The 14,650-nt window shown below is 37.5% G+C and carries 11 protein-coding genes; all 11 read left to right on the top strand.

Going from position 1 to position 14,650, the window contains the following annotated elements; genetic code table 11:
- Window positions 1-143 precede the first annotated feature (143 nt).
- The 11 genes from KIK00_RS16950 to KIK00_RS16900 all read left to right on the top strand — a co-directional run bounded on the left by KIK00_RS16950 (window position 144) and on the right by KIK00_RS16900 (window position 14,518).
- On the top strand, window positions 144-539 hold the full coding sequence (locus KIK00_RS16950) for a hypothetical protein (protein ID WP_142717207.1): 396 nt from the start codon (window positions 144-146) through the stop codon (window positions 537-539).
- Between the two features lie 183 nt (window positions 540-722).
- Window positions 723-1,016, top strand: a complete 294-nt coding sequence (locus KIK00_RS16945; RefSeq protein ID WP_255813540.1) for a hypothetical protein — start codon at window positions 723-725, stop codon at window positions 1,014-1,016.
- 135 nt (window positions 1,017-1,151) lie between these two features.
- Window positions 1,152-2,651, top strand: coding sequence for a GH3 auxin-responsive promoter family protein (locus tag KIK00_RS16940; RefSeq protein ID WP_255813539.1), 1,500 nt, complete (start codon window positions 1,152-1,154; stop codon window positions 2,649-2,651).
- A 69-nt stretch (window positions 2,652-2,720) separates the two neighbouring features.
- Entirely contained in the window at window positions 2,721-3,083 is a 363-nt protein-coding gene (locus KIK00_RS16935; protein WP_255813537.1) for a hypothetical protein, read from the top strand.
- Window positions 3,084-3,175: 92 nt separating this feature from the next.
- Window positions 3,176-4,411: an MFS transporter gene (locus KIK00_RS16930; protein ID WP_255813535.1), complete on the top strand. Its 1,236-nt coding sequence runs from the start codon at window positions 3,176-3,178 to the stop codon at window positions 4,409-4,411.
- A 302-nt stretch (window positions 4,412-4,713) separates the two neighbouring features.
- Window positions 4,714-5,319, top strand: coding sequence for a lipopolysaccharide assembly protein LapB (locus tag KIK00_RS16925; RefSeq protein ID WP_255813533.1), 606 nt, complete (start codon window positions 4,714-4,716; stop codon window positions 5,317-5,319).
- Window positions 5,320-5,489: 170 nt separating this feature from the next.
- A complete protein-coding gene (locus KIK00_RS16920) occupies window positions 5,490-7,562 on the top strand; it encodes a T9SS type B sorting domain-containing protein (protein ID WP_255813531.1) in 2,073 nt (690 codons plus the stop codon).
- Window positions 7,563-7,664: 102 nt separating this feature from the next.
- Entirely contained in the window at window positions 7,665-9,812 is a 2,148-nt protein-coding gene (locus KIK00_RS16915) for a T9SS type B sorting domain-containing protein (protein WP_255813529.1), read from the top strand.
- Between the two features lie 154 nt (window positions 9,813-9,966).
- Window positions 9,967-11,553: a replicative DNA helicase gene (dnaB, locus tag KIK00_RS16910; protein ID WP_047376434.1), complete on the top strand. Its 1,587-nt coding sequence runs from the start codon at window positions 9,967-9,969 to the stop codon at window positions 11,551-11,553.
- A gap of 65 nt (window positions 11,554-11,618) precedes the next feature.
- Window positions 11,619-12,095, top strand: a complete 477-nt coding sequence (rnhA, locus tag KIK00_RS16905; RefSeq protein WP_255813528.1) for a ribonuclease HI — start codon at window positions 11,619-11,621, stop codon at window positions 12,093-12,095.
- A 164-nt stretch (window positions 12,096-12,259) separates the two neighbouring features.
- Window positions 12,260-14,518, top strand: a complete 2,259-nt coding sequence (locus KIK00_RS16900) for a T9SS type B sorting domain-containing protein (RefSeq protein WP_255813527.1) — start codon at window positions 12,260-12,262, stop codon at window positions 14,516-14,518.
- The last annotated feature ends 132 nt before the right edge of the window (window positions 14,519-14,650 follow it).

Genomic DNA, 14,650 nt, shown 5'->3' with positions numbered 1-14,650 from the left:
ATTTCTGATTCAAAATGAATGATTTAGCTAATAAATCTTAATTTTTTACAATTTTATCTAATAACCCGTTAAAAAAAAACAATTATTCCTTAATGGCATAGTGTTTGGCACTTACAACCTAACCAAACATTAAGAATAGTATTATGAAAAAAGCAATTAAAATCTTAGGAGTTATGATGCTGTTGGTATTTACAGCATTATCTTTTTCATCGTGCAGCAAGGATGATGACCCGGTAAACAACGAATTCTTTGCAGGAACATACAAAGGCAGTATTTCTTATAAGGATGGCGGATCTACCAATATAAGCACAGATAACGGAAGTGTTTTTGTCACGAAAATCGCCAGTGGCACCAAGTATAATTTCGCTTTCTCAAACAGCATTCCGGATCTTAACGGAATAGAGTTTAACCAGGAAGGAGATCATACTCTTGTTATGATTGGTTCTACAGCAACCTCTTATATCAGAATTGACAACAATACGTTAAAAATCCTATACGCAAAGGATGGTAAAACGTGGACAGCCAACTGTACACGCTAGCCTCCTGTCTATTTATATATTATTGCAAGCCTGTTTTCATTTGAAGACAGGCTTTTCTATTGTAAATGAAGTGTTTTTAATTTTTTTTTAAGCAGTAATAAACTTTAGTTAAGTTTGAAAATCCAAATTTTCTAGCCTGCTTTTTGTATATCTTTATTCAACAAAAAACAAACAGTAATTCTTATGAAAAAATTATTATCTGCAATGTCATTGATCCTTGGATTAGGACTTGCAACTGCTCAGCAGACTGCTCCCGCTACAAACGCTCAAGCTCATCCTCCTGTAAAAACCACAGTGAAAGCCGTTAAACCTGCAGAAGTAAAAGCTGCAAAACCAGCAATGGATGCAAAGGCAGCTAAGCCTGCTTCTCCAGCTGCAAAAATGAAAAAAGACGGTACTCCTGATAAGAGATATAAAGAAAACAAGCACCTGAAAAAAGATGGCACTCCTGATAAAAGGTACAAGGTGAACAAATAAGCATAACATTAACATATAGTTGTTATTTTCATAATCAAATTTCGAAAAGCCGGTGGAACTTGTTTCATCGGTTTTTTTATGTGAAGCTTCGTAAAAAATGATTCCATATTCTCTACTTATTTATAAATTTGACCCATGTTAAACTTCTTCAAGAAAAATGCAGCGCTGATCTGGGCAAAGAAACATGTTCAGAAAGCGGAGGAATTCAAAAAAAATGCAGAGAAAAACCAGGAGGATTTATTACTTTCTCTAGTCAGCACAGCTCAAAAAACTCTTTTTGGCCGGGAACATGATTTCGAAAACATCCATTCTGTGAAAGATTTTCAGGACAGAGTTCCCATAGCAGATTATGAAGATCTGAAACCTTATATAGAACGGGTAAAAAAAGGACAGGCCAATATTCTATGGACAGAAACTCCTGAATATTTTGCCAAAACTTCGGGGACAACTTCCGGATCTAAATATATTCCGATTTCCAGGGATGGAATGCCGCTTCAGGTTGCCGCTGCCCAAAGTGCCCTATTTCATTACATCAGTAAAAAGAACAATGCCGACTTTGTGAACGGAAAAATGATTTTTCTGCAGGGAAGTCCTGAACTGGAAGAAGTTTTTGGAATAAAAACAGGAAGATTATCCGGTATTGTAGCGCACCATATTCCGAATTATCTGCAAAAAAACCGTCTGCCAAGCTGGGAAACCAATATTATGGAAGACTGGGAAGCCAAAGTAGATAAAATTATTGAAGAAACGGAACGTGAAAACATGACCTTGATCTCAGGAATCCCACCATGGCTGATCATGTATTTTGAGAAGTTAACAGAAAAACACGGTAAAAAAATCAAACAGCTTTTCCCGAATCTGCAGCTTATCGTTACCGGAGGTGTCAATTACGAACCATACCGTGATAAAATGGAAGATCTCCTGGGAGGGAAAGTGGATATCATTCAGACATTTCCTGCTTCTGAAGGTTTTTTTGCTTTTCAGGATGATTATACAAAAGAAGGTCTTCTGCTATTGACCAATCATGGAATTTTCTATGAATTTATTCCTTTGGAAGAATATGGCAAGCCTGGAGCGAGAAGATTAACGTTAAAAGAAATTGAACTTCATAAAGATTACGCTCTGATTCTTACGACCAATTCCGGACTTTGGGCATATTCGATTGGAGATGTTGTAAGATTTATCAGCAAAGATCCCTACAGGATTTTGGTAAGTGGCAGGACCAAGCATTTTACTTCGGCATTCGGGGAACACGTGATCGCTTTTGAGGTGGAAGAGGCGATGAAAGCTACTCTTGAAAAACATCCGGCACAGATTACAGAATTCCATCTTGCTCCACAGGTAAATCCCGGTGAAGGACTTCCGTATCACGAATGGCTGATTGAATTTGAAAAGGAACCGGCGCATTTAGATGCATTCAGAGATGAACTGGATTCACAATTGAGAGCAAGAAATACCTATTATGATGATCTTATTTCCGGGAATATTTTACAGAAGCTGCATATCACCAGACTTAAGAAGAATGCGTTTCATGAATATGCCAAATCTCAGGGGAAACTGGGAGGCCAAAATAAGACTCCGAGATTGGCTAATGACAGAAACATTGCAGATCTCTTAGAAATTTACAAAAATTAATCATATTTTTTCAATTCCAAAAACGTATATTCGAAAAAAATTATAAATTTGAAAAACTAAAAGAAAATAATGAAAGCATCTGTACTGTTGAAATCGTCTTTACTAACATCTTTATTTGTTATTACATCTTGTGCTACTACAAAATACAGCGAAGATATTTCAAAAAACAATTACTCCAATCTTGAAGCCGGAAAGATATACAAAGTAACCATGAGAGATGGCTCTCCGAAACAGACCATCTTGTTCAGAAATGTTGTTGGTGATAATCTTGTAGGTACAGTGGGTAAAAAAGACAGTACAGAAGTAATTATTCCTAAATCAAATGTTGCTGCCGTAAAAGACAGAAGAAAGGCAAGAATTGCTGCCGGAGCTACTCTTATTGGGGCTGCGGGTGTGGCTGCGATCGTAATCAGTTCTTCAAGAGCTGACTAAAATAGATTTTATCTTTTGAGATATATTTAATATATCTTTCAAAAATTGCCATATGGATAGTCCTAAATAAATTTTTAGGGCTATTTTTGTTCATGATTTCCTTTACCCCGTTACAAACATTACAAAATGTTGAATTCAGAAATCTTCTCACCGGGAGATTTTTTATTGTTTTAGCTTTCAGAATGCTGGCCACTTTATTAGGATGGTGGGTGTATCAATTAACAAAAGATCCTTTTTCAATAGGCCTTATCGGGCTATCAGAGGTAATTCCTGCTGTAAGCTGTGCGTTGTATGCCGGGCACGTAATTGATATGAATGAGAAGAAGAGACTGCTTCTCATCTGTAATTATGCTTACATTTTCCTGATCGGGCTGCTGTTGATTCCCGCCTTTTTTGATGTAGAAATGCATTTCACCGGGCATCAGATCACCTATTATATTTATGGAGTTATCTTTTTTACAGGAATAGCAAGAGCATTCATTGGTCCTATAGTTCCTTCCATGATTCCTAAAATTGTAAAGAAAGAAAATCTTCCCAACGCAGTTACACTGAACCAGGCAACTTTCCTTATATCTTCTGTTTGCGGACATGCAGTAGGTGGTATTCTTATTGGGTTTATTGGGGTAAAATGGACACTGGTCGCTATTTTATCATTAATATTTGTTGCTTCATTGTTTTTCTGGCAGCTTCATAAACAATATTCGGAATACAAAAAGGAAACTGTAAATGTAGTGGAAAGTATGCGTGAAGGGATCTCTTATATTTTCAAAACCAAAGAAATTCTAGGAGCTTTATGTCTTGATATGTTTGCCGTACTTTTTGGTGGTGCGGTAGCTATGATTCCGGTATTTGCCACTGATATTTTAAATTCAGGAGCTGAAGGATTCGGATTGCTGAATGCGGCATCCGATATTGGTTCAATGTGTATTATTACCATTTTATCCATTGTTCCTCTTCGAAAAAATCAGGGAAAAATACTTCTTGCTGTTGTTACCGGATTCGGACTTTGTATTATTGGATTCGGTTTATCCAAATTGTATTGGCTGTCTTTCATGTTCCTTGTGATGAGCGGAATGCTTGATGGAATTTCTGTAGTCATCCGAGGCACCATTGTACAGTTAAAGACACCTGATCATATAAGAGGACGTGTTCTCAGTGTAAACTCAATCTTCATTATGTCCAGCAATGAAATGGGACAGTTTGAAAGTGGTGTTATGGCTAAATTATTGGGTGTTGTACGCTCTGTGGTATTTGGAGGCTGCATGACAGTTCTTGTTGCTTTACTTGTGGGAAGCACCAATCCTAAACTAAGAAAAATGCAATATTAACTTATTCTTTATCAACTCATTTCAAATTCTATACGGCAAAAACCGTAATTCGAAATACTTAAAATCAGAATAGAACGTTTTCTATTCTGATTTTACTTTTATAGGTGTTTTTTCAGAACCATTTAAAGGATTAAATCTCAAATATTCAGTTAAATCACTAATATCTTTACGATCTCCATATAATTTCACCCAATTAATAAAATACAATATTAAAAATCAATATATTACTTTCTTTAAATATATCTCAAAATCTTTAATTTAACGTTAATAATTTTTTATATTTGTCCTATAAAATATCCCCTATGTATAAACTTTTACTAATTTTGAGTTTTTTCGTCACAGGTTCGCTGATGAATGCCCAATTTTTTTCAGATCAAACCCTACAACAATCTGTTTTGCAACTGAATAATGCAAAAACAGAAAACGACTATGATACTCTTTTTTCTAAGTTTTCAGAGGCTAAAACTTCAGAAAAATGGCAGGCTAATTATTATGCCGCTGCAGCACTGTATCTTAAAACAAATTTCCTTTTAAAGAACAGCCCGAACAGCCCTCTTGGAGAGTCTAATGAATCTGCAAGAAAATTTGCTATGCAGGCCCTTGCTTCTGAGAAGAATAACGGAGAAGTAAATATTCTTCTTGCCCTTATCCACTTTCAGAAAATCAGGATAAAAACGGCTGCAGATCCTCAAAAGGAACTAAAGACTGCTACAAGTTTCATGACGAAAGCGGAAACAACTGTAAAGAACAACCCAAGACTTTCTTTCTTAAAAGCTGAAATGGCTGAAAAGCAAGGCAACAAGACAGAAGCAGTCAAATTATATCAAAAAGCAGTCAAAGAATTCGAAATATCAAATGCCTCATCCAGTTCACCTAACTGGGGAAGACAGCTGATCGGAACAAATTAACAGTAAGAAAATGTGTGATCTCCTGAGTAAATCGGGCGGTCAGTTTTTATTTTGTTACAAAAAGACTTTAATATTATATCATGTTCGCAGGAACATTTTTGTATCAGATAAAACACCGCATCTTTTTAGTAATTAAACAATTTTACTATTTGTTTTTAAAATCAACTCTTATGAAAAAAGCATTACTTGTTTTCTCAATTATATTTTCACATCTTTTATTTGCCCAATCAGACTGTACTACTGCAATGGCAGTCTGCGGTAACTCGGATATTTCATATACTCCGGGTGGGCACGGAGACATTGCAGAAGACCTGGGCGGATGTTTATCCTCCGATGAAAAGTACTCTGTATGGTACTCGTTTACGGTAGCAACAGCCGGAACCCTGACTTTTGAAATCATTCCCAATGATCAGACCGATGATTATGACTTTGGTGTATATGGTCCTAATAAATCATGTGGCAACCTTGGAACTCCAATCCGTTGTTCTTATTCCGGAACAGCTGGAAACACAGGCCTTAACATGACGGCTACAGACCTTAGTGAGGATGCTTCAGGAGATAAATGGGTGAAATACCTTGATGTATTACCTGGCCAGACGTACTATTTAATTGTAAATAACCACAGAGAGACCGCTAACGGATTCAAATTATCATGGGGTGGAACAGCTACTTTATCTTCTCCATTTACAGATCCGGCTATACAGCCTCATCCGTTCATTCCACCGGGAATTCCAGGAGCAAACCCTGCAGATCCCAGAGAAGTAGTGGTGTGTGCAAACCCTGCAACTTTTGATTTCTCTTCATTAACTGCAGGAATTCTTAACGGTAACCCGAACTTCAGTATCAGTTATCATACAAGCCAAAATGATGCATTAACAGGTAATAACCCTCTTGTTGGCCCTCAGACAGTTACTCCTGTAGGTGTTTATTTCTACAGTATCAACTATACTGATCCTACTAATCCGAACAGCCCTATTAATAAATGTAGGCAGACTGGTAAATTTAAATTTAAAGATGGTACGATCAAGGCAACAAACGTTACTTTAACAAGCTGTAACAATAACAATGCAGGTACGGCAACTTATGACCTTACAACAGCTGCTGTTTTTGCAGATCCTACGGCTACAAAAAAATATTATTATACTTTATATGATCTGAATAACTCAATCAATGAGATCACCAATATCTATCAGTTTGTTTCTGCAGAAGGTAAAATATATGTAAAAGTAACTTCTGTATTCGGATGTACCGATATTGCAGAAATTACCCTTAAGTTCTATCCACAAATTATTGCAAAAGATGCTGAACTAAGATCATGTTTTATTGAAGCAAATCCTTCTACGGCTTTATTTAACCTTGATAACGCTGCTGTAATTACGCCACAGGCAGGTATCACAAAAAAATACTTCCCTTCACTGACAGACGCAATAGATGGAACTAACGAAATTTTAAATGCTAATTATATTGCACCAAGCGGTTTGGTATACGTAAGAGTATCTGATACCAGAGGATGTTTTGTAGTTGTAAAAATTGGTTTAACAGTTATCGCTCCGGTAACATCCAGTGTTCTGAAAGACAAAATCATCTGTATAGAAGACACAACAACTTTAGATGCCGGACCTGGATTCAAAAGCTATGAATGGAGCACGGGAGCTACAACACAGTCTATCAAAGATGTAGGAGTTGGAGTTTACTGGGTAAAATTAAAAACAGGAGAATGTATTGCCACTCAAAAGGTAACAGTATATCCTTCTGATCAGCCGGTAGTAACGAATATTGATATTTCCAACACTACGTTAACAATCAATGTAATAGGAGGAACACCAGATTACCAGTATTCTATGGATAAAATTGTATGGCAAGCCTCCAATACATTCTCTAATGTAGCACGAGGAACATACAAAGTATATGTAAAAGACGCTTATGACTGTGAACCTATTGAAGTTACAGTAGTGGTTCCTAACCTGATCAATATGATTACTCCAAACGGAGATGGTATAAACGATGTTGTAGATTACTCTGCAATTGCGGACAAACAAAATCTTATATTGAGTATCTTTGACAGATACGGAACAAAAATCCACCAGGGAGATAAATCCAACGGATACAAATGGGATGGAACAATTGCAGGAAAGAAGATCCCGACAGGTACCTACTGGTACTCCGTAACATGGAATGAAAATGACAAGAAGAATACTCCTTTCAATTTTTCAGGTTGGATAGTTGTAAAAAACAGAGAATAAACCTTATACAAAAATAAAAAGCCGCTTTGGCGGCTTTTTATTTTAACAAATCATGATAAAATATATTGATCCCAATTTTGTTTAACAAAAATCGTTTCAACAATGAAAAAAATACTACTTCTTTTTATTTTATTGATAACACAGATAGTCTACTCACAGTCAGATTGTATCACAGCAATTCCCATCTGTGGTAACTCTGATATTTCTTACACCCCTTCAGGACCTGGAAATATTATAGAAATCCTTAATGCAAACGGAGGATGCCTAAGCACCAATGAAAGATATACCGTTTGGTACACTTTCACTGTATCTACACCAGGTACACTTGCATTTAAAATAAAACCTAACGATCAAGACGATGATTATGATTTTGCTGTCTATGGGCCAACAGCAAATGGCTGTGCTTCCTTACAGAATGCAGATCATGTCTTCATACAGCCAATAAGATGTAACTACAGCGGTACTCCGGGAGATACAGGTCTGGATCTTACTCTCGCTCCACCTGCAGTATTCCCTACCAATCCTCCTGGTACTACAGCCAGTATGAACAATGGTAAATGGAGCCCTTATATGGACGTATTGGTAGGTCAAACCTATTATTTAGTTATTGACAACTTCAGTAGATCCGTTAATGGTTTTTCTATGGAATGGTCAGGTACTGCAAGCTTAAGCTCTGCATTTAATGATCCGGTTCTTTCACCTAACCCATTCATTCCTCCGGGAATTCCGGGAGCAACTCCTAATGACCCTAGCCAGGTAATGGTTTGTGCATTACCTTCGCAGTTTGATTTTTCAACACTTTCTGCAGCTATTGTTAACGGTAACAGTCCTAATTTCAAGGTAACTTATCATAAAACTACCAACGATGCCCTTACAGGAGAAAACCCTCTTACTGTAACAACTGTAGATGGAACAACAACATACTATTACAGAGTGGTATATAAAGACCCGAACAACCCAACCAATCCCATCAACGGATGTTTCATAACCGGGAAGTTTAAGTTTGTCAATGTGGGCATCTCAGCCAATACCGCCACTTTATACTCTTGTAATAATAATGGAGCTGGTACCGCAACCTATAATCTGACAACAGCCAATGTATTTGGAGGAACCGGAGCAACGATTAAGTATTATGCAACACTTGCCGATATGAACGCAGAGATCAATGAAATTACTGATCCAACCCATTATGTTTCTGCCGAAACGACAGTATATGTAAAAGTTGTTTCTACTTTCGGATGTATTGCTACCACTACAATCAGGCTGCTATTCTATCCAACGGTTGTATTGAAAGATGCCGTACTCCAAAACTGCTATATTGACAATGATGTTACCCGCTCAATATTCGATCTTTCTAAAGCTGATATTGGAGTAGCTGTTCCAACCCCTACAGGAACTATTATTAAATATTATACATCAGTAGCTGATGCCAAAGCTCAGACCAACCCTATTACAATGCCATTCAATTATCTTTCAGAAAGCAAAACGGTATATGCAAGAGTAGACAATGATAAACAGTGTTATTCAATTGCTAAAATAGAACTGGTAGTATTACCTCCGGTAAAATCAGCTGTACTGAAAGACAAAACGATTTGTGCTGAAAGCAAAACCACTTTGGACGCAGGACCTGGATTTGATGGCTATGAATGGAGCACCGGTGAAACTACACAGTCTATCAACAACGTGGGAGTTGGTGTTTATTGGGTAAAACTTCAGACTGGAAAATGTTTCACACTTCAGGAAGTACGTGTTCACGCAAGCCTTCAGCCAGTGATTTCAGGGATAGAAATATCAAATAACAATATCACCGTTACCGCTACAGGTGGAGTTCCTCCATATAAATTTTCTGTAGATGGCATCAACTGGCAGGACTCCAATATATTCACAGGACTTCCAAGAGGTGAGAATACGGTTTATGTAAAAGACACTTATAATTGTACTCCTATTCAGGTGACAGTTACTGTTCCTAACCTTATTAACGCGATCACTCCAAACGGAGACAACGTAAATGATGTTATCGACTACTCTGCACTGGCATATAAGAAAAACCTTATTTTCATTGTGTATGACAGATACGGAAACAAGCTTCATGAAGCCAATAAAATAAGAAATTTCTCTTGGGACGGAACTGCTTTCGGTAAGAAAATCCCAACCGGAACTTACTGGTACACGATCTCATGGAATGAAAACAATAAAAACAATACTGAAACCAAATATTCAGGATGGGTATTGGTAAAAAACAAAGAATAAGCTATACTTAATCTTTTTGAAAAATCACCTCAGACTGAGGTGATTTTTTTTATCAACAAGATCAATCTCCTGTTTACAGCATTTTCCGAAAGACTGCTAATAATTTGTTGAATACTATTTTTTTATTATTTTTTAAATAAACTATCTTTGCAACATGGCGCAGAAAGAAACATTATCATCCCTTACACACGGAAACTTTGCAAAAGAATTGTCTATTGCGGATGGAAAAATGCCTCCCAATGCAGTGGATTTTGAAAGACTTGTTATCGGAACTTTTTTGATTGACAAAAAAGGGCTTGATCATTCCATTGACCTTCTTACCCCAGAAGTATTTTATGATCCGAGACATCAGGTCATCTTTTCTACCATCCTAAAGCTTTATGAGGGAAACCAACCGGTAGACTTAATGACCATTATTCAGAATTTAAAAAAAGAAGATAAACTAAGCCAGGCAGGCGGTGACCACTATATCATTGATCTGACGATGGGAGTAAGCTCATCTGCCCATATTGAATATCATGTACGTGTTATTCTTGAAAAATATATTTTAAGAAGCCTTATAAATGTTTCTGCCAATGTTATTGATTCTTCATACAAAGAGTCAACCGATGTTTTTGAACTTTTGGATAAAGCTGAACAGTCTTTTTTTGAGATCACCAACGGAACGATTAAAAAAGGATTCGATACGGCCAATTCATTAGTAAAACAGGCTATTGATACGATTAAATCTTTAAAAGATAAAGAAGGACTTTCAGGGGTTCCTTCAGGATTCCGAGATGTGGATAAAGAAACCGGTGGATGGCAGAATTCTGATCTTATCATTATTGCCGCACGTCCCGCGATGGGTAAAACGGCATTCCTTCTTTCCATGGCAAGAAATATTGCAGTAGGACACAAAGTCCCTATGGCTCTTTTCTCTCTCGAGATGGCATCTGTACAGCTGATCACCAGAATGATCGCTTCTGAAACAAGGATTTCTTCTGAGAAATTAAGAAAAGGAACTTTGGATGATGAAGAATGGCAGAGGCTATTTTCCAATGTATCTGAGTTAGAAAATGCTCCTTTATATATTGACGAGACCCCTTCCCTTTCCATATTCGACTTCCGTGCAAAATGCCGAAGACTTGTAATGCAGCATGGAGTAAGAATTATCATGGTTGACTACCTTCAGCTGATGACAGCAGGAAGCAGCGGCGGAAAAGGAGTCGGAAACCGTGAACAGGAGATCTCCATGATTTCACGTTCATTAAAAGCGATTGCAAAAGAACTTAACGTTCCGGTAATTGCTCTTTCACAGCTTTCGAGAAGTGTGGAGGCCCGTCCGGGAAAAAGACCTCAACTTTCAGACTTGAGGGAATCAGGAGCGATTGAACAGGATGCAGATATCGTATCTTTCATCTTCAGACCGGAATATTATAAAATTACCGTTTGGGATAATGATGAAGAAGGGCAGGAAACATCTACTGAAAACCAGGCCGAACTGATTATTGCAAAACACAGGAATGGTGCTACAGCAGATGTCCGACTATCTTTCTTGAAACATTTTGCAAAATTTGGTGATATTGAAGCTGCAATGGACGGAGCCGGAGGAGGATATCCTTCTAACTTTGGAGAACCTAGCGGCTTTGACAAAATCAAAACCACCATTCAGCCAGGGGCAGCCTTTGACCTTCCGGACAGCTCAAAACTTTCCGGTTCATCCATGAATGATTTTGATGATGATGATGATTTTCCTTTTTAAGTTGACGATTAATCCAAATTCAGTTTAAATTCACAACCCATAATTCAATTTTTTAAAAAGCAGATTTGAGAATCGAAATTTATACCGACGGGGCTTGCAGCGGAAATCCGGGAAAAGGCGGATATGGAATTCTCATGCGTGTTCCGGAAAAAAATTATCAGAAAACATTTTCCAAAGGATTTCGAAAAACCACCAACAACAGAATGGAACTTCTGGCAGTCATCACTGCATTGGAAAAACTGAAATCAACAGAGAATGAGATCCACGTGTATACTGACAGTAAATACGTATCTGATGCGATAAACCAAAACTGGATTGCCGGATGGATCAAACGAGGATGGAAGAACGTAAAGAACCCTGACCTTTGGAAAAAATTTGTTGAGCTATACAATAAACATACCCCAAAAATGCATTGGATAAAAGGCCATGCAGGCCACTTTGAAAATGAGCTTTGTGACAAATTAGCCGTTGCCGCAGCCAATTCTTCCGATCTCGAAATTGACACTTATTTCGAGGGTTTGGATAGCAATTCCCTATTTTAATTTAATTAATACAAATAAGTAATAACTCCAACAACATTCACCATTATATCATAATAAGCGGTATTTTTTTAAAATATTATTAAAATTTTAGCAAAATTAACGTTAAATACACATTAATTGATTGGGATTTAATATCTTTACACATTAATCAAAGTCCCATTTAAATGAATAAAAATCTATTATTGTATTTATCTGTTTTTTTACTTTGTATAGCTGGGAAGTCCTTTGCCCAGACTTATCAACTTATCGGAAACCCAGTGACTACTACTGGATGGACGATGGTTTCCCCTACCCAGGTAAACACAGATTTTATTCAGCTCACCCCGGATACCAACAACCAATCCGGTTCTATCAGGCTGAATGACCCTATCAATTTAAAATATTGTGACAAATGGAGAGTGGAATTTGATTTCAGAATGGATTCTAACCAAACCGCCAACGGAGATGGAATTGCATTCTGGTATCTGGCCAACCCGCCGGTTGCAAGTGTATTGGGATCCGGGCTTGGAGTATCTCAAAATGCTGTAGGTCTTGTCGTAGGATTTGATACTTATAACAATACTACAACTGCTACAATGAGCAAGGTTCACGTTGCTTATGGGCAAGTTCAAAATACGAGTGACACCAATAATGTTGAGTTCTTTAATGTTGCTGGAAGTTCTTTTCACTCACCAGATCTGAATACTACCCAGCCATTTCAGGGAACAACTTTTAAACATGTTGAAGTAACGGCACAGGTAGATCCCGCAGCTCCTACCAGCTGGATCTTAAAAATAACAATAGACGGTAATGTGATTTGTAACCAGTCTTTTGCTCCTTCCGGAACGGCTGCCGCAATGACTGTAGGGTATTTTGGATTTTCAGCTTCTACAGGAGGCGCAAGGTCAAGACATTCTATTAAAAATGTAAAAATTTATACTGATAAAGTTCCTATTTTACAAAACTCAGCCACCCAGTCTTTCTGCCCTAATCCTACTACAGGATACGGATCTGTAAACCTAACATCTTTCAATTCGCAATTTGTCAATAACCCTTCAAATTATACATTTACTTATTATCCTCTGGGAAGTTCCACGCCTATTGCCAATCCTGCCAATTATCAATTCAATGCTAATACAACAGTTACAGTTGTCATTAAAGATAATGCAGGTTTGCTTTGTGATAACCCGGATGGTAAGATATTACTAGTTCTTGCGCCTTTCAAAGCCGAGGATAAAACCATTACAGTATGTAATAATAACAAAGCCGGAACTGCAACTTTTAACCTGAATACAGCAAATGTCACAGGTGTTCCGGGAGCGGTTAAAAAATATTATAAAACGTTAGCAGATCTCAATGCAGACACTAATGAGATTCAGAATCCCGGCAACTATTTATCTGCTCCGGGAGAAGTATATGTAAAGGTAACAACTCCTCAGGGATGTACAGGTACAGCAAAAATTACGCTGGCATTTTATCCGGACACTCCTGTGAAAGAAGCTACACTTAGATCATGTTTTATTGAAAACAATATTACCAATGCTATTTTTAATCTGACCACAGCGGATGTTACTACATTAACTACCGGAGTATCAAAAAAATATTATACATCCATTGCTAATGCTTTAGACGGAACCAATGAGATCATGAACCCTCTTCAGTACTTATCCACAAGTACTGCCGTTTATGCAAAAGTAACAGATGCCAACGGATGCTTTAATATTGCTAAAATCAACCTTATTGTATTACCACCTGTACCATCTTCTGTTCTGAAAGACAAAACCATTTGTATTGGTGAAAAAACAGATCTGGACGCAGGTCCTGGATTTGATGGCTATGAATGGAGCACCGGAGCAACTACCTCATCTGTTAAAGACCTGGGAGTAGGTGTTTATTGGGTGAAGCTTAAAACCGGTAACTGTATCACTACACAGATTGTAAAAATAAACGCATCCGCAAATCCCGTGATCTCCAGCATTGATATTGATAACAACACGATAACGGTAAATGTAGCAGGAGGAAAACCTCAGTATCAATTCTCTCTGGATGGAGTCAACTGGCAGACCAGCAATATTTTCACCGGACTGGCAAGAGGAGAAGTAAGAGTGTATGTAAAAGATTTCTATAACTGTACTCCTATTGAAGTTCAGATCACTGTACCGAATCTGATTAATGCTATCACCCCGAACGGAGACAACGTAAACGACTTCATTGACTACTCTGCACTCGCTTATAAGAAAAATCTGATCTTCATCGTCTACGACAGATATGGTAATAAACTGTACGAAGCCGGAAAGATGAGAAACTTCACCTGGGACGGAACTGCTTCCGGTAAAAAAGTTCTTACAGGAACTTACTGGTACACCATCTCATGGAACGAAAACAATAAAGACAATACTGAAACCAAATACTCAGGCTGGGTATTGGTAAAAAACAGAGAATAAATTTTACTATCAGAACTACCTCATTTGGGGTAGTTTTGGTATTAAAGACAAGACCTGCCCAATCAGAGATTGTTTTATGATCAATTCAAACATTAAAAAAACAATTTTATTTCTAAGAACAAGTATAACATC

Source organism: Chryseobacterium sp. MA9, assembly GCF_024399315.1.
Taxonomy (GTDB): domain Bacteria; phylum Bacteroidota; class Bacteroidia; order Flavobacteriales; family Weeksellaceae; genus Chryseobacterium.
The sequence above is the reverse complement of the archived record's forward strand: the minus strand, read 5'-3'. Positions and strand labels throughout refer to the sequence as shown.

Bases quoted from the DNA above. Each gene is read 5' to 3' on its own strand.
- KIK00_RS16940 (WP_255813539.1), top strand. From the start codon at position 1,152: ATGTTAAACTTCTTCAAGAAAAATGCAGCGCTGATCTGGGCAAAGAAA.
- KIK00_RS16935 (WP_255813537.1), top strand. From the start codon at position 2,721: ATGAAAGCATCTGTACTGTTGAAATCGTCTTTACTAACATCTTTATTT.
- dnaB (WP_047376434.1), top strand. From the start codon at position 9,967: ATGGCGCAGAAAGAAACATTATCATCCCTTACACACGGAAACTTTGCA.
- KIK00_RS16915 (WP_255813529.1), top strand. From the start codon at position 7,665: ATGAAAAAAATACTACTTCTTTTTATTTTATTGATAACACAGATAGTC.
- KIK00_RS16930 (WP_255813535.1), top strand. From the start codon at position 3,176: ATGATTTCCTTTACCCCGTTACAAACATTACAAAATGTTGAATTCAGA.
- KIK00_RS16950 (WP_142717207.1), top strand. From the start codon at position 144: ATGAAAAAAGCAATTAAAATCTTAGGAGTTATGATGCTGTTGGTATTT.
- KIK00_RS16925 (WP_255813533.1), top strand. From the start codon at position 4,714: ATGTATAAACTTTTACTAATTTTGAGTTTTTTCGTCACAGGTTCGCTG.
- KIK00_RS16920 (WP_255813531.1), top strand. From the start codon at position 5,490: ATGAAAAAAGCATTACTTGTTTTCTCAATTATATTTTCACATCTTTTA.
- KIK00_RS16945 (WP_255813540.1), top strand. From the start codon at position 723: ATGAAAAAATTATTATCTGCAATGTCATTGATCCTTGGATTAGGACTT.
- KIK00_RS16900 (WP_255813527.1), top strand. From the start codon at position 12,260: ATGAATAAAAATCTATTATTGTATTTATCTGTTTTTTTACTTTGTATA.